The organism is Haladaptatus salinisoli, assembly GCF_020614375.1.
Lineage (GTDB): Archaea > Halobacteriota > Halobacteria > Halobacteriales > Haladaptataceae > Haladaptatus > Haladaptatus salinisoli.
Genome location: NZ_CP085328.1, coordinates 465702 through 487259 on the forward strand (window position 1 = coordinate 465702; position 21558 = coordinate 487259).

The 21558-nt window shown below is 52.2% G+C and carries 24 protein-coding genes and 3 pseudogenes; 13 read left to right on the forward strand and 14 right to left on the reverse strand.

All coding sequences use genetic code 11. The annotated features are described in order from the left end of the window. Positions 1 to 12 precede the first annotated feature (12 nt). The 8 genes from LIX00_RS17975 to LIX00_RS18010 form a co-directional block, all read right to left on the reverse strand. Complete coding sequence (locus LIX00_RS17975) at positions 13 to 576, reverse strand: Cap15 family cyclic dinucleotide receptor domain-containing protein (protein ID WP_438267084.1); 564 nt, start codon at positions 574 to 576, stop codon at positions 13 to 15. Between the two features lie 925 nt (positions 577 to 1501). Next, positions 1502 to 2098: a restriction endonuclease gene (locus tag LIX00_RS17980; RefSeq protein WP_227355913.1), complete on the reverse strand. Its 597-nt coding sequence runs from the start codon at positions 2096 to 2098 to the stop codon at positions 1502 to 1504. A gap of 201 nt (positions 2099 to 2299) precedes the next feature. Beyond that, positions 2300 to 2581: a site-specific integrase gene (locus LIX00_RS26145; RefSeq protein ID WP_368410761.1), complete on the reverse strand. Its 282-nt coding sequence runs from the start codon at positions 2579 to 2581 to the stop codon at positions 2300 to 2302. Positions 2582 to 2626: 45 nt separating this feature from the next. Beyond that, positions 2627 to 3103: a GNAT family N-acetyltransferase gene (locus LIX00_RS17990; RefSeq protein ID WP_227355914.1), complete on the reverse strand. Its 477-nt coding sequence runs from the start codon at positions 3101 to 3103 to the stop codon at positions 2627 to 2629. Positions 3104 to 3287: 184 nt separating this feature from the next. Further along, positions 3288 to 3854: a cysteine hydrolase family protein gene (locus LIX00_RS17995; RefSeq protein WP_227355915.1), complete on the reverse strand. Its 567-nt coding sequence runs from the start codon at positions 3852 to 3854 to the stop codon at positions 3288 to 3290. Positions 3855 to 3979: 125 nt separating this feature from the next. Beyond that, the gene (locus tag LIX00_RS18000) at positions 3980 to 4771 is read right to left on the reverse strand and encodes an alpha/beta fold hydrolase (protein WP_227355916.1); all 792 of its coding nucleotides are present in this window, start codon (positions 4769 to 4771) and stop codon (positions 3980 to 3982) included. Positions 4772 to 4969: 198 nt separating this feature from the next. After that, the gene (locus tag LIX00_RS18005; RefSeq protein ID WP_227355917.1) at positions 4970 to 5800 is read right to left on the reverse strand and encodes a plastocyanin/azurin family copper-binding protein; all 831 of its coding nucleotides are present in this window, start codon (positions 5798 to 5800) and stop codon (positions 4970 to 4972) included. A 790-nt stretch (positions 5801 to 6590) separates the two neighbouring features. Then, complete coding sequence (locus LIX00_RS18010; protein WP_227355918.1) at positions 6591 to 7082, reverse strand: hypothetical protein; 492 nt, start codon at positions 7080 to 7082, stop codon at positions 6591 to 6593. Between the two features lie 1237 nt (positions 7083 to 8319). Here LIX00_RS18010 and LIX00_RS18015 point away from each other — a divergent pair. The 4 genes from LIX00_RS18015 to LIX00_RS18030 all read left to right on the forward strand — a co-directional run bounded on the left by LIX00_RS18015 (position 8320) and on the right by LIX00_RS18030 (position 10937). Further along, complete coding sequence (locus tag LIX00_RS18015; RefSeq protein ID WP_227355919.1) at positions 8320 to 8775, forward strand: hypothetical protein; 456 nt, start codon at positions 8320 to 8322, stop codon at positions 8773 to 8775. 287 nt (positions 8776 to 9062) lie between these two features. Then, positions 9063 to 9689: a hypothetical protein gene (locus LIX00_RS18020; RefSeq protein ID WP_227355920.1), complete on the forward strand. Its 627-nt coding sequence runs from the start codon at positions 9063 to 9065 to the stop codon at positions 9687 to 9689. 651 nt (positions 9690 to 10340) lie between these two features. Then, positions 10341 to 10532 carry a hypothetical protein gene (locus LIX00_RS18025; RefSeq protein WP_227355921.1) on the forward strand — a complete coding sequence of 64 codons (192 nt, stop codon included), beginning with the start codon at positions 10341 to 10343 and terminating at the stop codon, positions 10530 to 10532. 225 nt (positions 10533 to 10757) lie between these two features. After that, the gene (locus LIX00_RS18030; RefSeq protein ID WP_227355922.1) at positions 10758 to 10937 is read left to right on the forward strand and encodes a hypothetical protein; all 180 of its coding nucleotides are present in this window, start codon (positions 10758 to 10760) and stop codon (positions 10935 to 10937) included. A gap of 132 nt (positions 10938 to 11069) precedes the next feature. On the opposite strand, the gene LIX00_RS18035 is transcribed toward LIX00_RS18030, so the two are convergent. Then, on the reverse strand, positions 11070 to 11240 hold the full coding sequence (locus LIX00_RS18035) for a hypothetical protein (RefSeq protein WP_227355923.1): 171 nt from the start codon (positions 11238 to 11240) through the stop codon (positions 11070 to 11072). 444 nt (positions 11241 to 11684) lie between these two features. Next, positions 11685 to 12212: pseudogene (locus tag LIX00_RS18040) on the reverse strand (transposase); the annotation flags it as partial. 61 nt (positions 12213 to 12273) lie between these two features. On the opposite strand from LIX00_RS18040, the gene LIX00_RS18045 reads away from it, so the two are divergent. Then, the gene (locus tag LIX00_RS18045) at positions 12274 to 12453 is read left to right on the forward strand and encodes a hypothetical protein (RefSeq protein ID WP_227355924.1); all 180 of its coding nucleotides are present in this window, start codon (positions 12274 to 12276) and stop codon (positions 12451 to 12453) included. A gap of 713 nt (positions 12454 to 13166) precedes the next feature. Here the strand turns inward: LIX00_RS18045 and LIX00_RS18050 are convergent. Next, positions 13167 to 13372, reverse strand: a pseudogene (locus LIX00_RS18050) (transposase); the annotation flags it as partial. Positions 13373 to 13740: 368 nt separating this feature from the next. Between LIX00_RS18050 and LIX00_RS18055 the strand changes: the two are divergent. From LIX00_RS18055 to LIX00_RS18080, 6 genes are read left to right on the forward strand one after another with little or no spacing between them, the layout of a single operon-like run. Next, positions 13741 to 14367: a TetR/AcrR family transcriptional regulator gene (locus tag LIX00_RS18055; protein ID WP_227355925.1), complete on the forward strand. Its 627-nt coding sequence runs from the start codon at positions 13741 to 13743 to the stop codon at positions 14365 to 14367. Beyond that, complete coding sequence (locus LIX00_RS18060) at positions 14360 to 17089, forward strand: phosphoenolpyruvate synthase (RefSeq protein ID WP_227355926.1); 2730 nt, start codon at positions 14360 to 14362, stop codon at positions 17087 to 17089. The genes LIX00_RS18055 and LIX00_RS18060 overlap by 8 nt, the downstream gene beginning before the upstream one ends. Further along, a complete protein-coding gene (locus tag LIX00_RS18065; protein WP_227355927.1) occupies positions 17086 to 17547 on the forward strand; it encodes an ATP-binding cassette domain-containing protein in 462 nt (153 codons plus the stop codon). Before LIX00_RS18060 ends, LIX00_RS18065 begins: the two co-directional genes overlap by 4 nt. Before the next feature lie 26 nt (positions 17548 to 17573). Then, positions 17574 to 17915, forward strand: coding sequence for a DrrA family ABC transporter ATP-binding protein (locus LIX00_RS18070; protein WP_227355928.1), 342 nt, complete (start codon positions 17574 to 17576; stop codon positions 17913 to 17915). A 9-nt stretch (positions 17916 to 17924) separates the two neighbouring features. Continuing rightward, positions 17925 to 18113, forward strand: a complete 189-nt coding sequence (locus LIX00_RS18075) for a hypothetical protein (protein WP_227355929.1) — start codon at positions 17925 to 17927, stop codon at positions 18111 to 18113. Further along, complete coding sequence (locus LIX00_RS18080) at positions 18113 to 18466, forward strand: ABC transporter permease (RefSeq protein ID WP_227355930.1); 354 nt, start codon at positions 18113 to 18115, stop codon at positions 18464 to 18466. The genes LIX00_RS18075 and LIX00_RS18080 overlap by 1 nt, the downstream gene beginning before the upstream one ends. 109 nt (positions 18467 to 18575) lie before the next feature. Here the strand turns inward: LIX00_RS18080 and LIX00_RS18085 are convergent, their stop codons facing one another. Next, entirely contained in the window at positions 18576 to 19013 is a 438-nt protein-coding gene (locus LIX00_RS18085; RefSeq protein ID WP_227355931.1) for a winged helix-turn-helix transcriptional regulator, read from the reverse strand. Between the two features lie 137 nt (positions 19014 to 19150). Between LIX00_RS18085 and LIX00_RS18090 the strand changes: the two genes are divergently transcribed. Then, positions 19151 to 19588 (forward strand): DUF6069 family protein, encoded by a 438-nt coding sequence (locus LIX00_RS18090; protein ID WP_227355932.1) that lies wholly within the window; start codon positions 19151 to 19153, stop codon positions 19586 to 19588. A 184-nt stretch (positions 19589 to 19772) separates the two neighbouring features. After that, positions 19773 to 20186, forward strand: a complete 414-nt coding sequence (locus LIX00_RS18095; RefSeq protein ID WP_227355933.1) for a PPOX class F420-dependent oxidoreductase — start codon at positions 19773 to 19775, stop codon at positions 20184 to 20186. Positions 20187 to 20352: 166 nt separating this feature from the next. Here the strand turns inward: LIX00_RS18095 and LIX00_RS18100 are convergent, their stop codons facing one another. Both LIX00_RS18100 and LIX00_RS18105 read right to left on the reverse strand, forming a co-directional pair. Further along, positions 20353 to 20781, reverse strand: coding sequence for a helix-turn-helix domain-containing protein (locus LIX00_RS18100; RefSeq protein WP_227355934.1), 429 nt, complete (start codon positions 20779 to 20781; stop codon positions 20353 to 20355). Next, a pseudogene (locus LIX00_RS18105) lies at positions 20774 to 21307 on the reverse strand (SDR family oxidoreductase); the annotation flags it as partial. The pseudogene LIX00_RS18105 and the gene LIX00_RS18100, both read right to left, overlap by 8 nt. Between the last annotated feature and the right edge of the window lie 251 nt (positions 21308 to 21558).

Sequence of the window (21558 nt, forward strand, 5' to 3'; positions counted from 1 at the left end):
AAGATATTAGAGTTATGAATCTTCAGTCATACGTTCAAAGCGTAGTTTTCCATAGCTTTCTCTACTACTACCAGTATAGTAGTGACCTTCAAGAACCTGCTTTCCATCCTCTTGTTTTAAATCCAGATCAGCAGTACCATCGTGTGTTTTCATATCTTCATCCGATTCTGGATATGGCTCATTTTTGTATTGATAAGTAAGAGAAGGCCAGTAACCATCTTGAGTTAGAATGCTTGCGGCACAACTATCAGATGAGGATGAGGTGACTGGATCGAAATGTACACAAATATTCCGCCAATCTTGCTTGATATCTAATTCGGCTTTCACTGGGGTCAAGTCGCCTTCAACGGTACAATCTTGCTTGATTTTACTTTGAGGGACGTCCTGAGAACTCGTAGCATAATAGCCAGTCCATTTACCGTTAAAATCAGGCACCTTTACAAGCTCGATGTCCCGGAAAATATCCCAATTCCAGGCCCGAGAATTGAACCCTTTAAAAATAAGACCGAATACGACTCCCCAAGTTAGTGGAGAAGTGGGAAGAAAACCCGCGATATTCTCTTGTAGAACCGGCATGAGGGAATTGAGTATCGATACTATTAGATAGGAGATCAACCCGAAAAGACCCAAAACCTTCGGACGTAAAGGGTTGTCAGTCGAATAAGTATGCATGTCAAGCCTATCTCTTTTGAAATCATTAATAGGTAGGTGTATTGGTTTAACTACAATCTGGTCTTGGTGAGTTCACCTCCGAATAACGTTCAGACGCTGGCCAGGGGTTACTTTCACTTTCAGCCGGGTATGGCATGGCTCTAATACCGTTCTCGACGCTCTGCTTCGCATGAACCACGCTCTCGTCCCGTTTGGGCGAACGGAGATTTTCAAGAACTCTACCAATAAATTGCCGATCTGCGTGACGTCTCCGACGATGACGCACAACTCACGGCGTCGAAGGTATTGCAACTCGCCTATAGCCATAAGCATCTCGTCGACGTTACGGATCACGGGTCGCGCGTTCTCTACCATTCAGATTCGGCGAATCCGCGGCCGTGGGCGTCGCTCAAGCCGTTTGACGAGCGAGAGGTCGATAGCAAGCGTGGGGTGATCGTGTGGAGCGAACACGACGACGACACGCCTGACGACTTCCGAACGTGGTTAGAACCCCGGAGAAGCGGTCTAGAATGGGTGCATCCTGAATACAAAGGATAGCGCAAATTCAACCACTAAGGAATGCATTAACGACTTCTTCAGAAGAGAAGAACCTCAGTTCGCCAGTGATGGCATTTTCTAATACTAGATCATAGAGATCAAGCGCATCAACAGTAACTTTAGTCTGTGTGGTAGTGCTTTCGATCTCATAGGAAATGCCATCTAGATTACAGAACGATCCGTCAATGAGAAGAAGAGTATCATCAAATTCTTCCGTATATTGACCCTCATCCCGTTCATTTTGCCTCTTATCGAGAATGTCAATGAGGGTTCTTTGTTTAGGAGATTTGTCTTAATTGTATAAGCGGGAGTTGTGGTGTTCGACAATACGACTCTCTCCATCAGGAAGGGACTCTAAATCTTCCGGCTTCTCCACAGGAGAAATATGAGTTTCAATCGAATTATTATTTATTCGTTTGTTTTCAATATTAAGTTCAGCTTCAATCATCCTGATTAGGTCTTCAAAGTCGTTCTCTGGGTCTATTGTACGGAGAATCCAAAGGTCGATTCCCTTACTTTCAGCACGTTTGATCGCTCCGGATTGAAAACCCTGCTTAGAGATGATAACACCCCTATGTGCATCTGAATCACTAATAGAACCACCTAGGTCTCGAACAACTCCCTTGTCTATATTTCTACCCTTGAATTTACATTCAATTAAGACAACGGTCTCAAAAGCGCCTGAATTATCCCATAAGACAACATCGATATCGTCACTCTCATCGGCGGTATTGAGAGGATAGGGATATTCTTCTTCAGCTCGAACATCTTTCTCCGTTTGATAAAAAGCAGCAACTAATTGTTGATATGCCTTCCAATATCGGCTGTCCCATTCCGGCGGACGGTTTCTCTCGATAAGATCCTCTATCTGCTGTTGTTCGTCGTTCATAGTATTCGAAATGGGATTGGATAGGATAAATTTTCGTTTATACTGATTGGTCGCTCACAGTTCAACGGTACTCATCGACTCGATGTTGGTCGCTTCAGTGGTCGCGGCCAGATACGGCTCAATCGTGTCATAGCTCGACCAGCCACCCAGTGCCATTACAATCCGCGGTGATACGTTCTCCTCAACGAATAGGTGGCTCGCCTAGCAGCGGCGGAGATCGTGCGTTGAGACGCGCCGATAGTCGTCGTTGTCCGTTTCGTCGGCAGCTTGGTCGGCAGCGTTCTCAACCCAGTACTGCACGGTACGTTTCGACCGTCCAATCAGGGGGTCGTCGTCCCGAAGACCAGCCTGCTGGACGTAGCGATTGATCGTTGCCTCGACCTCGACCGGTAACCACGTCTCTCGTTGCTTGCCACCGTCGTAACTGCCGGTTGTGTCCTTGCCGTTCATGACTTCGAGTTCGTAGTGGCGGCCGTCGTCCATCCGAGAAACATTACTATCAGGCAGTACTGACGAAACGGTAATGAATCAAATTTCTTTCTGATAGTGGATGAACTCATCAGCGGTCATTGGATGACGCTCTCGATGCGACTCTTTGTAGCCATAGTTCTCGTAGAGCTTCTGCGCTGCTCTCAGATACGCATTCGTCTCTAACACAATTCGAGTGAACCCCTGCTTTCGGGCGCGCTCTTCAAGGGTTCCAAGGAGCTGTGCTCCATATCCGTGTTGTTGATGGTCGGGATGGACTCGCATCCGTCGGAGTTCAGCCGTCTTATTCTCTTGGGGCTGGAAGCCACCAATTGCGATTATCTGTTCATCTATGAGCCCCACGAGAAACTCACCCCCTACATCAAGGTAGCACTCGGAAATATTGGTGAGATCCGCATCGGCTGGTGCATCCTCGACAAACTCTAGTGGAGATGCTCGCAAGGCACGTTCGTGTATTGTCCACACTCGGTCAGCGTCAGAGGGCTTGTATTGCCGAATAGTGAACTCCTTGACCATGAGTCATAGTGATGGGACAACCGGCGATACGAGTTCTTGTACCGGGCATAACTGACAACAGTTCGCCTTTTCCGAATAATCTGCACCTCGCGGGTGAGAAGCTGACTGAGTACCGGTACAACAGCCTACCTCGTCGGTTAGTATGAAATACTAATCGATGAGCGAAGCAATAGAGAGCATCTACCTAATATGATACATATGATTGGATGTCATGGGTTGTCGCGATCACAGCAAATTCATCACGAAGATTCGCTAACGCGACTTCATGGATTATCTCGGCACTATATTCTTGCCCATCAGCCCCTTGCTGGTCAAACGCAGCTGTAGCGTCGCTGACAACGATTGAGTCAAAGCCGAGATTTTCGGCCACCCGTGTGGTCGTTGAAACACAGTGATTCGTGGTCAGACCGGTGATGACAAGCGATTCAATCTCCCGCTCACGAAGGTATGTTTCTAAGTTTGTTCCGATGAATGCGCTATTCACGTCCTTCTGGAAGACCGGCTCGTCAGTCTGTGGCGCGGTTTCCGGCTTGAACGCATTGCCCGGTTGATTCGGCCGCAGCGGAGACTCGGCTTCCTGGGACATATGTTGAACGTGGATGATTGGCTGCTCTAGTTCACGCCAGATCTCAAGCAACTGCTGAATCCGAGTTTCAGCGTTGGGATTATTTCGGTCGCCCCAAATGGAATTCTCGAAGCCCTGCTGAACGTCGATTGTGAGCAAGGCAGTATTACTGGGAATTTCGATCATAGAGTTTCCTCGGCTGATTGAGATTGTTCTTGTGTGACCGTATAGCGGTGATGGTCGATGATCTCACCTGTCGGACAAACGGGAACGGTTGTGTTTCAGATCATCCCTCCTTTCTCTCGGGGAAATCACACATCTTTGAGGAACGTGCGTAACTCTGCATAGGCTGCGTCGTATTGATCACGGAAGATGCAATGGCCGGCATTAGGAATGTGAACCAAGCGCCCACTGTCTAATTCATTGGCGATGCTGAGGTCGGTTGCCCGAGTTTGTGGGTCTGCGTCAGCCTTCAGCACAAGTGTTGGACACGTAATTTCTGCAAATGCGTCTTCTAACTCGGGATATCCCTCACGTGCGATTTCGGCAATTTGTGGACGACACTCGGTATCTGCGACTGCGAGACGGCGGGCCAACTCTGGAGTGTAATCGCTATATTCGGATGCAAGCTCTTCGACCGATTGGGTGGCCAAGTCCTGGATGTTCTCGCGAACCATCCGTGCTCGCTCATCGGGACCGGTCTCCGGATTACCATACATTCCAGCGGGATCTTCAAGAACAAGCGCACGCGGGAGATCTGGATGCAGTGCGGCCGTCCACGCAGCGGTTGACCCGCCCATTGAGTGTCCCAGGAGAATCGGATCGACGAGGGAGAGTGCATCCACGAGTCCGACGAGATCGGCAACCCGATCTTCAATTGCGTAACCCATTTCAGGGGCGTCAGAAAGCCCGTGCCCGCGGGCATCGTACATCACCAAATCGTAGTCCTCTGCAAGATCAGCGGCCAATGGTGTCCAGCACCGTCCGTTGTCAGAGAACCCGTGGGCCATGACTAGCGGCGGTCCGTTGCCAGTTCGGTAGTACTGCAACCCGATCCCATTCGCGTCGATAGTATCCGTCGTCCAACTAGCAGGGAGATTCATATGAAAACAGATCAAAGACATTAGATAAATCAATGACGATGGAATTCTGGCAGCAACGGCATGAGATGGAGCCGGTCGTTACCAATCGAACAGTCCACGACTCGTGGGCGAATGGGCGTGACTCGTATCTCACGTTTGTCGTCGATAATCTGCGGAGAGCGCTTACATCAGCAGGGCAGAGAAGAGAAAACCAGTAGATTATTCAACAATCAATTTTCCGATCATTCCGGCGGATTTGTGTGGCTGGCAGTAGTACTCGTACTCGCCGACCGTCTCGAAGGTGTGCGTGTAGGTGTATCCCGAATCGAACGTCTTGCTCGGCACGCCCGGCGTCCCTTTCCAGTTGGCTCCATCAGGCTGGCTCTCGGGGACGACGTTGTGGGTGTTTGATTCCCATGCCCATGTAACAGCCGTCCCACAGGAGATTCTAGCTGCTGCCGGATCGAATTGGAGCGTGCCATCTGGGCCAACAGCAACCGTTATCTCACTCTGCCCAGTCATATCGATGACTGTGGGTGGTTCTTCGGGCACAGTGTTTTCTTCTTCCTCTGATTCGGTAGGAGCTTCCGACTCTGGCGTTGTTGTTCGAGTTGGTGATTCGGTCACCACGACCTCTCCAATCATTCCTGCAGATTGATCAGGGTGGCTGTAATACTCGTATCTTCCGAGGATGTCAAACGTATGTGTGAAACTGAAGCCAGCATCATACAATTTGGTTTTCGAGCCAGGAGAGCCTTCCCAGTTGGCGTCTTTGGGCTGGCGTTCGACGACGACATTGTGGTTGTCGAATTCCCAGACCCATCGGACGGTGGCGCCCGGTCGAACTTCGAGATGATACGGCTCGAAGACTAGATTTCCTTCTGGGCCAACCTTGATGGTCGCATCAGGGTTGTCCAGAGTATTCGTGGTCGACGTTTTACTGTCGGATCCACCTGGGGATGCGGACGACAGGCAGCCGGTCAGGGTCGCGCTTGCAAGCGTTGCGCCGGTGACGGTGAGGAGTGTGCGGCGGTCGGGATCGTGGTTCATAGCTGAACACCATTTTGGAGTAACGTCTCCGTGGCAAAAAATACCAGTTTCTAATTCTCAGACGCTGGGAATGGACTAAATAGCCAATATCCGTCTGGTTGTACGTTAGATTTCTACGCTCAGTTCTGTACTCAGAGCCGCAACCACGGTCGACGACGGAGCAAATGAATCCATGACTGATCTGGAAACAGTGAGATCGTTGAGCAATATAAATATCGAAATGCCGACCGATCGGCTCTTGAAGGACTTGTTGAATACTTTCTCTGTAGGGTTGAAAGATCTCAAGCTGGTAAGAACCTTAACCAACGCTGGCGGGTTAGCTACCACGTTTGTTGGTTAAGACAGACCATTCCCACAATTCGCGCATCAATTACGCCGGCATTCCAGGGAGGTGGGGAAAACAAGGTCGAACTGGCTTAGAGCACAAGACCTCCGATCCACCAGGCAAGCAGGAGGAGTCCGATCCAGAGAAGTAACTGGCTCAACAGAAATATTCGGAAGTATAGTGCCGACCTGCTTAGTTCCATGTTACCAATGATCATGGGGGAGCGTATTAGTTCTTTGGTAGCCTAAATAGTGAAAAATACAAACGCTCCTTCTACCTGGTTTATGCTGGCGGGTTTCGTACTTCTTCGACGCGCTCGCCGATGTTAGTATAGAATACTAACCTGGTTACCCTTCGCGCAGAGATCGAGAAGGGGATCCGGGGATGGTCTACTTCCACTTGCGATTTTAGGCGGTAGAAGATTCCTTCACACTGAATAGAGACCATGAGTCTCTCGGACGAAATCTATTCACACTTTATTTTCTTCGTGACTACCTTTTCACTATCTGTGGCAGTCATGTTTACTGTTCTGTCGAAATGAACGTTTCCTTGTTTGTCTTTATGTATAATATTGACTTTTTGTAGCGAATCCTGTTTCAAGACTACTGATGCTCGATACGGAACAGCCCCCTCCTCTGCTGAACAACTGCTACCCCCTGTAGATTTATCTGCTACGACTATTTTCAACATTCCATTTTCCTTTGAGAACGTTGGGCTCTCCAGAACAGTTTTTGTACAGGATCTACCGCCACTCTCTATTTGACCGTTAACAATGATTTTGTTTTCATCCCTATGGAATTCGATGATCGCTGAATTTTCAAGGCAGTTAAAAACAGAATCTTCTGTTATATTGAAGCTTTTTGAGGCTATATCCTCGTCTTTTCGTTCCCCTTGTAGACAACCGCCCAATGTACTGCTTCCTAAAATGCTAATTTGGAGGAATCTTCGACGATTCATAACGATAAACAGTCTCTACTATGGTAAATACCTTCTATAGACTTAAACTGCTCCTGAGATCCACGAATTGCGCACAGGGTGATTGAATCAGTCAGATACGATTCATAGATCGTCCGCACTAGCCAATAGAACTACTCGAATAAAGCGGGAAGTAAATCTGGCGGTTTGCTCACTCCACACGGCGAACTGAACAGCTGTCCGTGACTAGGTAACAATAGTGAATATATATTGAAGCTATACTTTATTAGTGTTGGCACGTATTTTAATCATGAATGAAGACCGCCACTCACTCTACTTCGCTGCCATCATCAGTTTACTAGGAATTTTGGTCATACAGAACATTAATTGGAGAAACATGGCGGTTTTCGGCGAGTATATTCTGTCACACCCACTCACAGCTCTCAGTCGGATAGTTTCGCACCCTGAGTGGCTGGTTCCCTGCGTGTTTGCGATACTCGGTGTGAGCGCCATTCTCTTTGGCCTATACATATTCACCGCTACAGCATACCACGTATTTCGAACCCATGAGAGGCAACGAGCAGAGAGGAGATAGGAATCGACGATTCGCCACTGACTAGTCACAGATTGATTCGGGGGTCACGGATCGTTTTACTACCGCTTATGAGGTTAGGCGGCAGGAGAGTAGCTCCTTGCCGAATAGAGAGCGTGAAGCCAGCATGAGAACGTCTTCCACGAGTGATCGAGTGACGCTCATCACTCGAGTGCGATAACTTGGCCACCCTGCGTCGCGGCGAAGATCCTTCCATCGACCGGAGTGATCGTCCGGACGTAGTCGTCGAAATCGACTCGCCACATTTCACTGCCGTCATGGCAGCGGAAAGCCCAAATCGTCCAGAAGAGCACTTTTGTAGCCTCGTCGGGGGCCGTGCGCAACTAACACTGTTTTCTCGACGATGGCGATATCCGTGATTCGCTGTTCGACTGTGCGGTGCCATCGCCGCCTTCCGTCGGAAAGCCGGCGACTGGCAACGGCGTACCGGCGGTTCTCACCCTCCCTGCGAAGGAAAAATCAGTTCCCCATCTCCTGTAAACCGGTTGCTCTCCCGAATAGTGAATAGCTCCGGTTCAATTTCGACTACAGCAACATCCAGCGTATACCCATTACTAGATATGTTTATTAAGATATAATGTATCTGTATTCTAGATAGTTTTAATTGACTATCCGTAAATTCGTATTCAGAAAGCTTATTACTATACAGATATGATGGATAATTGGATGCCTAAAGATAACGAAACAAATAGGCGGGAAGTGTTGAAATTAGCAGGGGCAAGCTTAGCTAGTCTAAGTGGAATAAACGTTGTGAGTGCTAAACAGAAAACGGATGCTCCGTCTGTTAATCCAAATGATCAAAGTACAATTACTGAGTTCATCCGCTATATGGTTACTCTATCCTATGAAGAGCAAAAGCAGGCTGTTAACAGCTTAAGAGACTCAGAACGAGATGCTGTTCTTGAGGCCCTTAGTGATATCAGATTGGAAACTGAAACCACAATAACGAGAGTGGAAGAACAAAATGATATTTCGGCACAAGCAGGTAGGTTAGAGTTTGCGAAAAACATGGTTTATGGTATAACGAAAAATGGAGGTCAAAGGGCTTGGGCGTTCAAACACACTGTTAGCTATAGGGTAAATAATGGAAGCATAGTTCGAGGAAGTCAAACAGCTAATTAGGACGGTTGGCAAAAAGTTTATCCCTGGTCATACCGAGGGGTTCATAATCGATCTGGTTATTTTTCCTCAGACGGGTATAATTCGCGGGAAGTAGGACTGTTCCGATATTGTCCTACGGATATTGTCGATTTCTGTATAAAAGAAAACGATCATGCAACATGGAGCAATATTTCTGCTTTCCCGAATGGATATGCAAGTAAGAGAGGCGGGACTTTTAAATTGTAAATTCTTTATTAATTATTTTTTTAAAGAAAATATTATATAGTAATAATGCAAATAGTTATTTGATGCCAAAGCAAACAAGACGAAATTGGCTGAAAAATTTTGGAACTTCAATTGCAACCTGTTCCCTGGCAAGTTTTGCAGTAGGAACAGCTAGTGCCTTGGAATCTACATTACTAGTAGATGGTCAGGCACGTTCAGGCACCAATATTGAATACAAAATTATCACTACCGGAAATGTTGACAAAGTTAAAAGTATGTGTGAGTCGGAGGATTACGCTGCTGATGCTACGAATACAATTCGTGGTAATATCGTAGGATCCGGTAACGACAAATTTACTTTTAACGGGAGAATAAAATCAATTAATGCATGGCCTACGAACGGAGGGGGTGGTACGATTGAATTTAGAATGTCAAGAAGTAGGAGTAGTTCTGGTGTTGGTGGAATTGATATCTATGGAGATGGGAAATATCAAGCAGAATCTGCTGGAAGTATGGCTAGACCAGGAGATGGGACATTAGAGACAGACTTTAGCTCCCTACTTGTTGACGAAGTACGAGGTGGTGACTTAGCTATAGGTTCTGTCTCTGGAGGAGGACACGATCATTACGAAATGACTGGCGATTTCAATTATGTAAGCTTTGACGTAGGGAATATGACACTTGAGCGTCATTTTGGAAGAACATGGTAAAATGAATGCTGTAAAGCAGTACTCGATTTAATAGAATAATCCGTCGATGGATCGACCAAGAAGAAGATTGGAGCAATCGTTATTATTTCCTCGTTCATATTTTAATGTGATCATTTACTAACCGATGAACCCCCACGAATATAGATGTATTCTGTTGCAAAATTACATGGTGGAGATTCTTTTGTATAAAAAGCTCTGGGTGAGAATAGAATAGTATACAAAGATGGTATGTTTAATAATTCCTATTAAATATCTCTCAAACGTCAGTGAATCCTTTCCTCAGTGAGCGTACATACCGTCAGAGACGTACTCCACCAAGATACAATCCGTTTAAGAATACAAACGCGCCTATCACCGCATAGATTACCGTTGAGGAAGGAACGGTATTCTTATTAACGGCCCAACTAAGGATTGAAATTCCGATAAAGGCGAGAACGAGCCCGAGTAATTGATGACTGAGAGGGGTACTGATTATTTGAATTGGGCCAAATTCACGTGGGGAACGAGTAGAGGACATCATGCAATAATGAACCATTGATCGTAAATAGATTTCCAATTCAAATAGGAATTTGCTTTACTGATTGTGCTTCTTTCTCTAAATCAAATATCGTCTATTGGTAGGTTATTGTTTGGTCTACTGGAGACAACTTTATGACCATCGAAGAGGCGATTCTCATTGAGTTATTTGGGATACTGCTAATTCTATTCGCTGGTGTGAATCTGTTGACTAATACGTATTTCCTCGGCTCGTGGGACATCATCGGAGATATGACTATTTGGATGGTCGGTGGACTTGTAATCGGCCCCTATGGGATATTCGCTGGGCTTTACTCAGAGCGATAACTTTGGACAACGAACTACACAGATTGATTCGGGGATACCGGGGGTAGTCTACTTCCGCTTAGGAAATTCTGGAGTAGTGATTCCTGGCCTATAATTGGCCATTCGTCGCTCAATGACACTTATCAGTACATAAACTATATTGTGCTTATGTAAGTATTTTTTCTATTATAGAACGTAATTTACGAGGAGAAAGCTTATTCCGCTTTTCGGACATGCATCGTACTAATGGCCCCAGAACGAACGGAAATTTACCTCATCGCCATCGTTGCTCTCCTCGCGATCATCGCCTCGCTTCTCGTCGGAGTCGTTGTCTCCCTGGGTAGCTCAGCAATTGTGATGGCGAGTTTTGTCTTCGTGCTTTTCGCGGTCGCTGGATTCCTCGTGCAAGATCGTGTGAGTGAATGAAAACAATCGCCTCAGAAAAGCCGAGACACAGGGGGGAGACAGATCTAACCCAAAAAGAGCAATTTGGAATTATGACTGGAATAGCCGACGGAGAGGGCGGTAGAAGATTCCTTCATGCTGAATAGAGAGCGTTTATTCACCTTCATTTTCGGCAATCTCTGAAAGCGTCATCGAATACAGGGCGAGCCCAAGGATGGGGGCAATCACAGCACCAGGAATCCCACCCACGAGTAATCCGATACCGATACTCATCACGGTAACAAAGAGAGCCGGCAGTGGTTCCATTCGTTCAGTACCGGTCATACCCTGCTCTACTCTCCTCAGCAACGTAAATTGCTCTCCAGCTGTAGAGTGCTTAATCCGCCAAATTTGCACCATGAAATGTGCATAGATCGAGACGGGGGTTCCGGGGGTGAGTTACTTCCGCTTAGAGCTGAATGCGGAAGTAACGAAGACACCACCACTTCCAGTGTAATCGCGCGTTTCAAACCCTATATCGACGGATATCAGCCTCATAGAAAGTTATAAATTATATCTCGCTATATCAAATTGTGGTACTGGAAGATGAGACTACAGCAGCTATAGAAGGTCAAAATGCACGGGTTTACCCAATTCACCCTTCTCCTCACGCTTCAAACGGGAGTTCAGACATCGATTCCGAATACGATTCTAACTCTTCCCGAATTAGCGACCGGCCGAATCAGCGCTGCCGCTGACCATCTGGTGCTCACCGCCACAAAATCTGTTCTACCCGATTCCAGTTTGCTTCAGCAACGTTAGGACCGTGTTTGCAGTCACAATGGGTGATCCGTCGTATTCGCCGGTCAGTTCGACTTGAGCCAGTAAATCGACCGCACGCCAGATCGAATACAACAGACACGCAAACACGAAGTAGAAAAACCGCAACACGAAGTTTTTCGACGTTGTAGCGGCCATGAACCGCTTGATGCTCTTATAACCACTCTCGATTTCCCAACGATAGCCGTACTCTCGCAATAGTCTCGGATCACCGTTCATCATAAACACCGAATACTGACGATAATCAGTACACTCGGAGTTGTTCCTGCGTCGGTAGATCAGTGTTGTTTCGTGCCTTTCATTGTCGTTCAGCAGGAAATTCCGGTTTGTCACGTACCGATCCTGATCCCACTGGAGCAACCGCTGGGCTTGGGCTTACTCGCTCATCTGCATTCGTTTTGGTACGACATACTGAAGCCCACGCTGGTCGATTTCTTCCAAGATGTGCTGACTGTCGAACTCTCGATCCATCAAGAGTTCTCTATTCCGTGTCACACTCCGCCAATCGCTTTATCGCTGTTCGTGACCTATGGCATCTATGCTCGGCAGGAACCTCCAACTCTGGCTCGGCGTTGCGTTGCTGATCGTCGGAGCGCTAGTGCTGTTCGGGGGCGTCCTCTCGGGTAGTCTCCCTCCCGTCGTGTTGGCAGTCGGCGTCCTCGTCCTCGCAGTCGGAACGTTACTCGTCGCGAGCGGACGGCGCGGCCGCCCGGTCTAACCGGCGAGCAATCAGTCAATTGTACAAATGGTCGAATCCATCGGTGGGGCAGTTGCTGCAGCAGGTGCTCATGCTTGATTGACTCGTTTGGCGGAGCGGCTGGCCGGTAGTTCCGGGATAGTGATCGAGTGTCATCCACTGCGTCCCGACTGCGAACCGACGACGCTGCCGGATCACGCGAGTCAATACGAGAATGGTTGTCTGAGACGACGTTCTATTTCGGCGCTCTCCGGAAGTCGGCGGAAGTTAGAGTAGTGGGCAGTCTTCAAATTTAGAGTGCTCTCCGATTCCGCCGAAGGGGTTTGTCCCGACTGCGGTGGACAAATCATAGAACGTGGAGACAACCAACTTGGAAAGAAGCCAAGACACTGAAACACTCCCGCTATTGTTGATCTTCGATTGAGCACCACTGGTGTTCGCTGTCGAAAGAGATACTCACGGCGAGTCCATCAAGTAATCACGCACCAATACTGGAGTCCATGCATTGAGCGCGCCGGTCTCAACTACTGCATGTCGAGTGAAGATCCAGAGTTTCGGAGGATGGGTTATTCTCGCGTGTTTTCCGAGCTGATCGTGGATCGAATGGGTCACATTGGTGAGGACTCAGCTATCCTTCGCGGATCAATCTCAGCAAGTGAACGAAAAAGACCCAAGAGTCGACCTCTCGCAGATTGTCGCCACTCGCGATGGGCGGCCCAAGTCGGCGTTAAGCGTTAATCCGGCAGGATCAGTGCTGAACAGACCAACTCGACACACTCACCAGCTGTAGAACCGGAGCGTAGTCCATCTCACCGCCGACACCAGTCTTCAACAGGAAATCGGTGAGTCGCCAGATATTGTGTAGCAGCACCCCGAACACGAAATAGAACAGCCGCACGCGGTAATCCTTCGAAGAAGTCCTCGCGAGGAACTCGCCCCGTTCAATTGGGTGACTGAGTGAACCAGTAACCCACTGCCATGATTAGTGAAAACGTTGTTGTTGGCGGCGAAATTCATGTGAATCTCCAGGACTCGGAAATGAGGGCAGTCAGCAACTGATTTAGGAATCCACTGGTCTTGAAATAGGCCCAGATTTTCAAAAAATCCACGCCATGATGGCCATCCTCCAAAAATCTGTGAAAAGACACCCACGCTGGGAAGGTGTCTATTTGACCAAAAAATTCTAATAGTCAGATAGCATAGGTCAACGTATGGGAATCATGTCAAAACTAGATCGATTATCGCAACATCGTGTGTGGAGTAGAGAGGAGCACTCACACGACCTACAACTAGTCCACAGTACTACCCATGCCGACCTTTACTGACGAGAAACGCAAGCAGGTCCGAGAAGCGCTCCGTGAGACCGGTCACGAACTCTTCGCTCAGTATGGTATCCGAAAAACGTCGATCTCGGAACTCACCGAAGCTGTCGGGATCGGGAAGGGCACGTTCTACCAGTTCTACGATTCGAAAGAGGATCTCTACGTCGATATCTTGGAGCAATACACCGAGGCATTGATTCCTCGACTCCTGCGTGAGTCCGTCCAGAAATACGACGACCCGGAGCGGGCTATCACCGCGTTGCTCAACGAAACGCTCGACGAGTTCGAGTCGAACCCACTGCTCCGACGAGTTCTCGCCGAAGGCGAGGTCGGCCATCTCCGTGATAGCATTCCGGATGAGGAACTCACAGAGAAGCGTGCTCATTCGATGGGCTTCTTTCAGCCTTATGTCGAGGACTGGTACGACGACGGGAAAGTCGTGGGACCGGACCCTGAAACGATCATGGAAACGATTCGCGCGGTCAGCCGGATCGTCCTTCAGAGAGATCAAATCGGTGAGGAACGATATCCACAGGTTCGGGAAACACTCGTCGCAGCGGTTGCAGCAGGACTGACACGTGAAGACGAGCACTGGGAGGGGTCAGATGAGTAACCTCGACAGCCGGGAATCCCTCGAAGTTGACGACCCGTACGTCGTCACTCTGAACCACCCGGCAGCGACCGACCGTGCACTCGTCGGCGGGAAAGGGGCAAATTTAGCTCGGCTCGTCGAAGCCGGACTTCCAGTACCCGACGGGCTCTGTGTGACGATCCTCGCATACCGGGAACTCATCGACGATAATTCGGTCGACGTATTGCTTGACGATCTCTCAAATCTCGATCCAACAGACACCGAGGCCCTCGCCGAAGTAGGGTCGTCTCTTCGCGCTCGTATCGAAAACCAGGACGTCCCACCATCTATCCGAGAGGCTATCGAGAACGCGCTCGCTAACGTTAAGGCCGAAGGCGGGTCCGAGACAGCATATGCAGTGCGCTCTTCGGCGACAGCTGAAGACCTCCCGAACGCTTCCTTTGCGGGTCAACAGGAAACGTTCCTCAACGTCCGCGGTGTTGATGAGATCATCGACCGTGTCCGCGCCTGCATGGCGAGTCTGTTCACCGATCGCGCGATCGCGTATCGGGCTACCAATGACATCCCCCACGAGGAGGTGGCGCTCGCGGTCGTGGTTCAGGAGATGATTACGCCCGACGTCTCGGGTATCTGTTTCACCGCCGATCCACGGACGGGCAACCGCCGCGTCACGACCATCGAGGCCGGGATTGGACTGGGAGAGGCGTTGGTGGCAGGCGACGTCACTGGCGACGCCGTTCGCGTCGAGACGCGGACCGGCGAGATCCTCGACTACGAGGTCGGCGACCAGCAGATCGCCGTGCAACCGCTTTCGGAAGGGGGCACCGAGACGGTCGAACTCGATTCGGCCGGTTCGGCGCGCGTACTGTCGGACAAACAGGTCCGGATGCTCGTGGAACTGGGCGAGGAGATCGAAGCGCTGTTCGAGCGTCCTCAGGACATCGAGTGGTGTCTCGCGGACGGGGATATTTATATCGTGCAGGCCCGGCCGATCACGTCGCTATTCCCGCTGCCATCGCCCGAACCTGAGGACGACCGTTTGCACGTCTACTATAACTTCGGACATGCGCAGGCCATGCCCGAGGCGATGCCGCCGCTCGTCAGGGACGTCTGGATGGCGTACGTTCACCTTTGGATGGAGGAGTTCGGAATGGACCCCGACACGCAGTGGTTCGTCGAGGCCGGGGGACGTCTCTACATGGATATGACGACGCTCCTTCGGATCGGCGTCCTTCGGCGGAGGGTTCCGGATCAACTGGCGGCGATGAGTGAATCGATCGGTGCGGCCTTCGAGGATCTGCTGGCGCGGCGCGGCGAGGAATTCCAGAACAAACGGACGGCGCGTGATACGCTTGCGGCCCTCCCTCGATTCGCTGGCGTAATCTGGCGGAGCGTTTGGATGGGCCTTCCGATCACGTCGATGATTACTTCCGGGTTTTTCGGCGCGTTCGTCGGTGAGCCGGATCCCCCCCAACTGGAGGAGACCAAGTGGACGGCTTGGGGACGGAACGTCGCGGCCCGGGTGCACGCACCTGACACGCCCGTCGAGCGGGTGCACGCCGCCTTCGAACTCTCGGAAGAGGCCGTCAATTTCCCACCCATTGGCCCGATGTATGCCGCCTTGGCGGCGGAGCAGTGGCTCCAGGGGCTGTTTCCAGACGCCCCCGAGGACGTCAACGATGTCGCCAAGGGCCTTCCGAATGAGTTAGTGACGCGGATCAATCTCGGGCTGGGCGACCTCGCCGACGTGGCTCGCGACCATCCCGAGGTTGCCGAGGCGCTGCGAGCGGGCGCATCGCTCGATGAGATTGAAGCGTGCGAGGGCGGCGAGGTGTTCCGCGCGGCGCTCAACGACTATCTCGAGGAGTTCGGCCACCGGGCGACCGGCGAGATCGATATCAGCCGCCCGCGGTGGCGCGAGGAGCCCTCGGGACTGCTCGCGACGGTCCGCGCCAACCTCAAACACGAGCAAGCGGGCGAACACCGCGCGCACCTCCACAATCTGGAACGGGAAGCGAGCGTGGCGGCCGAACGGCTTGAAGAACGGGCCGCTCACGGATTGCTCGGCCCGCTTCGCAAACGAGTCGTCCGTCAACTGATCCGAACGTATCGCGGTTACATTCAGACCCGCGAATATCCCAAACAGGGGATAGCCCACCTCTTCGCCGCGTGGCACGAGACCTTCCGGGAGGCCGGCGAGGTGCTCGTCGCCGAGGGCCGACTGGACGATCCCGACGACATCTGGTTCCTCCGGAAGGACGAGTTGCTCGCCGCGCTGGAGGGTGAGTCGATCGACGTCGATCTCCCGGCCCGGCGCACGGAGTTCGAGCGCCACGCGGCGATGGACGCGCCACCAGTGCTGACGAGCGAGGGCGAAGCGCCGAGCGCACAAATCAAACGTGCGGATGTTCCTGATGGGGTGCTCGTTGGAACGGGCGTTTCGAGCGGCGTCGTCGAAGGAACGGCACGGATCGTCCGCGATCCCACCGAAGAGACGATCGAAAGCGGTGAAATCCTCATCGCGCCCTCCTCCGATCCCGGCTGGACGCCACTATTTCTGAATGCGGCGGGCATGGTCGTGGAGGTCGGGACGCGGATGAGCCACGGCGCGATCGTCGCCCGCGAATACGGGCTGCCGGCCGTGGTATCGGTGCCCGAAGCAACCCGTCGAATTGAGACGGGCCAACGAGTCCGGATCGACGGTACTCAGGGAACCGTCGAAATCATCGAGGACGACTCATGACAATGACTCACGAATCATTTCCGAGAACGAACTCCGTGCTCGCCGTGGATGGGCTCCGGAAGGTCTACACCCAGGGAGAGAACCGGATCGTGGCGGTGGACGGCGTATCCTTCCGGATGAAGCGCGGCGAGGTAGTCGGACTCTTGGGGCCGAACAGGGGCGGAAAATCGACGTTGATCGACATCCTGTGCACGCTCCTCCAGCCAACGGCCGGCCGCGCAACCGTCGCCGGCCACGATGGAGTCACGGACCCGGCCGACGTCCGGCGCAACATTGGTGTGGTCTTCCAGGAGCCCGTCTTGGATGAACAGCTCAGCGGGGCGGAAAACCTCCGGTTGCACGTCCGGCTCTGTGGCTTCGACCGGCGGATGCACGAGGAGCGCATCGAGGAGATCCTCGAGTTGTCGGCCTCGCCAAGGTTCGCGATCGAGCCGTTGAGCAGTACTTCGGCTGGATGAAACGCTGGCTGGAAATCGGCCGGGGGATGCTCCACGACCCGATCGTGTTGTTCCTTGACGAGCCGACGCTCAAGTTCGACGCTCAGACCCGCCATACCACCCGCGAGTGCATCCGTCAGCTGAACGAAGAGATGGACGTAACCGTGCTGTTGACGACCCATGACATAGAGGAAGCCGACGCCCTCAGTGACCGGGTTGTCATCATCGACCACGGCGAAATCGTCGCGTTCGACATGCCCAGCGCGCTCAAAGCCCAACTGGTTGGCGACATCGTGACGCTCACGGTTACGGACGACGAAGAGGCGGCGCGTCTCGCCGAGACGCTTGGTTCATATCCGTGGATCACCGCAGTTCGCTGCACGGGCTAGGACGTCCAGGTGACGGTCACCGAAGGCCAGACGCGCATCCCCGCACTCGTCACTCGGGCGAGCGAAGCCGACCTGACGGTAACGTCCGTCGCCCTGCAAACACCAAGCCTGGAAGCCGTCTTCCTCGCCCACACCGGTCGAACGATCGCCGAGAACGGGCCACCACCCACCACCCCAGAGGTAGTGATGGAGCAATGATGGCCGATAAACAAGCGATGTATGGGCTCTGGACGCGGGAGCTTACCCGATATCTTCGGTCGTGGTCGCAGATCGTCGGCTGGCTCGCAACACCGTTGTTGATCCTCGGCTTCTTCGCGTTTAGCTTTCTCGGGGTTGCGCTGCCGGGGCTTCCAGCGGATGTCGAGTACGTGCAGTATCTGGTACCCGTGATGGCCGGGTTTACGATCCTGTTTTCGGCGTCATTCACCGGGTTGGGCATCCTCTCGGATCGGGACGTCGGCTTTCTTAAGGAGATTCTGGTCGCGCCCGTGAACCGACGAGCCATCGTCCTCGGGTGGACGGCGGGCAGGGCTACCACGGCCATCATCTAGAGCACGCTCATCATCCTCCTCGCAATCCCGCTAGGCTTTCGCCTGGCGAGTGGCTGGGTGATCCTAGCAGCGGTGCCTATTTTACTCCTCCTCGCAATCACGTTCATCCCTATTCTGATTGCGATTCATCGATGCCCGAATCGTGACTCGATGCTGATTCGAGGTTGTGACGCTCGGTCCAGACGCCCAGATACCAGAACACTGGGGCTAGGTCTCGAGCTTTCTCTGTCGACTGATACTCTACTCGAGGTGGAATCTCGTTGTACGCTTCGCGTGTGAGTAATCCGACGTCGGTGAGCTCCTTGAGCCGCGTCGTGAGCGTGTTCGGCGCGATGTCGATGGCGTCTTCCAGGTCAGAATATCGCAACGGGCCGCCGTCCATCGCGAACTGGTGGAGGATGGCGATAGTGTGCTTCTTCCCGAGGAGGTTGAGGAGCGCGGTCATCGTGCGATTGTCCTCTTGTGCACGTTGGCTTCCGGGTTTCCGCGGTGTCTCGTTCGAGAGGATCGCTTCCACGAACTCTTCGGCGATGGGCGGTTCGACCATACCCTATACAGTAGTATTTAAAGTCATATAGCTTGTTTCTTCGAAGTTTAGTAGTGGCTTCCACAGCCATGAGTTACTCATTAACTTCAAACTCGATAGTATATCGCTCTACAAATTGTAGTACAGGACGAACACCCATGACAACGACGATCGATTCGGAGCGAACGACATCCGTCACTGTAACTCGTCTCGTAACGTACGGGGTGCTCGCCGCAGTCACCGCTACCGTCGTGAACGCACTCGTTCGGCTGGTCGCCATCATGCTACTCGACGTGCCTCGGGGTTTCGCACCACTCGGGTGGGGGCCAGTTATTAACACGACGGTCGCTGGGGTCCTCGGAGCGACCGTCGTGTACGGTCTCCTCACACGTATCTCGAAGTATCCGGACCGGGGTTTCCTGAGGATTGCACTCGTCGTGTTACTCCTCTCGTTCATCCCGCTCATCGTGCCGCCGGCGTTTCTCGCAGCGGCCCCGTGGCCCGTTCTCGGAACACTCGCAGTAATGCACGTCACGACAACAGTCACCGCTGTAAGTTTCCTTCTACGAGCAGCGGACACAGGAGTATCGTCGTGATGATCGAATCAGACGCGCCGAATCGTGAGATTGAGACAGATCAGCCAGAAGTGGGGAGAACAGTCGAAATGAGTCTTCTAGGTGTCGGTCAGCCATTCTCTGCCGGTACATCCGAACGTTCCTGCTGCTCGTCCGGAGGCAACAACTGTAATCGTTCAGCGGTCCTAAAACAGGAGTTAATCCCATGAGCGTATTCACCGACCAAGAAATCGCGTACCTGAACGAACAGCGTCTAGGCCGACTCGCGACCGTCGGCGCAGGGAACAAACCACATGTCGTGCCCGTCGGCTTCAGGTACGACGCTAAAACCGATACCATCCACATCGGCGGGCATAGTTTCGGCGAGACCAAGAAGTTCCGCGATGCGAAAGCGAACCCGCACGTCGCATTCGTCATTGACGATCTCGCCAGCATCGACCCGTGGCAACCACGAGGAATTGAGATACGTGGCCGTGCCGAGACGTTCAGCAAGGAGGGGAGCCACCTCGGACCGGGCTACGACGAGGCGTGGATGCAGATCAAACCGGCGCGGATTATCTCTTGGGGGCTCGATGAAGACGACGGCAGGTCCCGGAACAGTCGGTCGGTATCGGCATAGGAGACGTCCGTCCCACCTCTGGTATTCAATCAGAACACATCTCCACTGGGATCGACGAGTGACGACGCGTTCGGCGATGCCGATGTCCGGACCCAGAGTCGTGATTCGCCGGAAGAAGACGTGGCCGTTTGTTCGACGGTCGGTCAGTTCGTTCATGTCGGTGGCGTCACTGGTTCCGTGGTGCGACGAACGCAATAATTACATGCCCTTCGGCGCGATGGAGCACCCGGCTTAGGCTGCCCTTCGTCACGTCGAGGATATCTGCCAACTCGGTGAGCGAACACTCCCGAGGCGTCTCGTAGTAGCCGTGCTCGACCGCCGCGGTGAGTACTTCCCGCTGGCGGTCGGTGAGCGGATCCGACGGCGTCTCCGACGCCGTAATCGAGAGGACATGATAGGAGATTTCCGCCGCCTCCAGTTCGTTCCTGTACCGGGAGAGGCCCTCCTCGGACGTGGTGAACGTGACGATGAGCCAGCCGTCTCGAAGTATCAGTGGGGAGCGAGCGAGGTTTCCCGACTCGCGTGCCGCCCGAAACGGCGTCGGCTCGTCGATGACGCACCGAACCAGCGCCACGTTCGCACTGGTGTGCAACATCCAGCCGGAGAGAATCGCCGAACATCTTCACACCGGCTTTCGCCGCATTGTAATGTGAGCCGTTCTCTATCGGGATCCGTCCGATGACTGAGGATAGATTGACGATGTGACCGTTCTCTTGCTCCAGCATCGTCGGAATGACGGCGTGCGTGAGTTTAATCAGACCACTGAGATTGACGTCGATAGTCGTCTGAAGTATCTCGCGATCCGCGTCTGCAATATTGATGAGAGGCATCACTCCCGCGTTGTTTACGAGAATGTCGATGTGTCCGTACTCATCGGTCCTAGTTTCGACTAACTGGTCGATATCGTCGTCTTCCGTAATATCAGTCGGGACGACGAACGCGTCACCATCATTCTTGATCTCGGTGCCGAGGTCATTAAGTTCCTCTTCACGCCGAGCAGCGAGGACAACGCTCGCTCCCTAAGAGGCGAGGGTCTTGGCTGTGGCCTTCCCAATCCCGGACGATGCTCCCGTTACAATTGCTACTTGCCCATCAAGTTCGGAGACGGATTCCGTTGTCATCATGAGAGACGATGGCCTGAACGGGGATGAGAATAGTGCTATCAGGAAAGGGTGTTTAAGTAAAGAGGGTTTCGGATGGAGATGTGAAGCACAGAATTATGCGTGTATACTGGTCATCACGCTCAGGTGGAACTCTCCTCGTACTCTTTCTCAGTAGGTATTTTAGGGGTCGTTGATCTGCCAATCGGCTCAAACGTGATCTCCCGATATGCAGACGGTATTGATTAAGAGCATACGCATTGAGAAGGGTA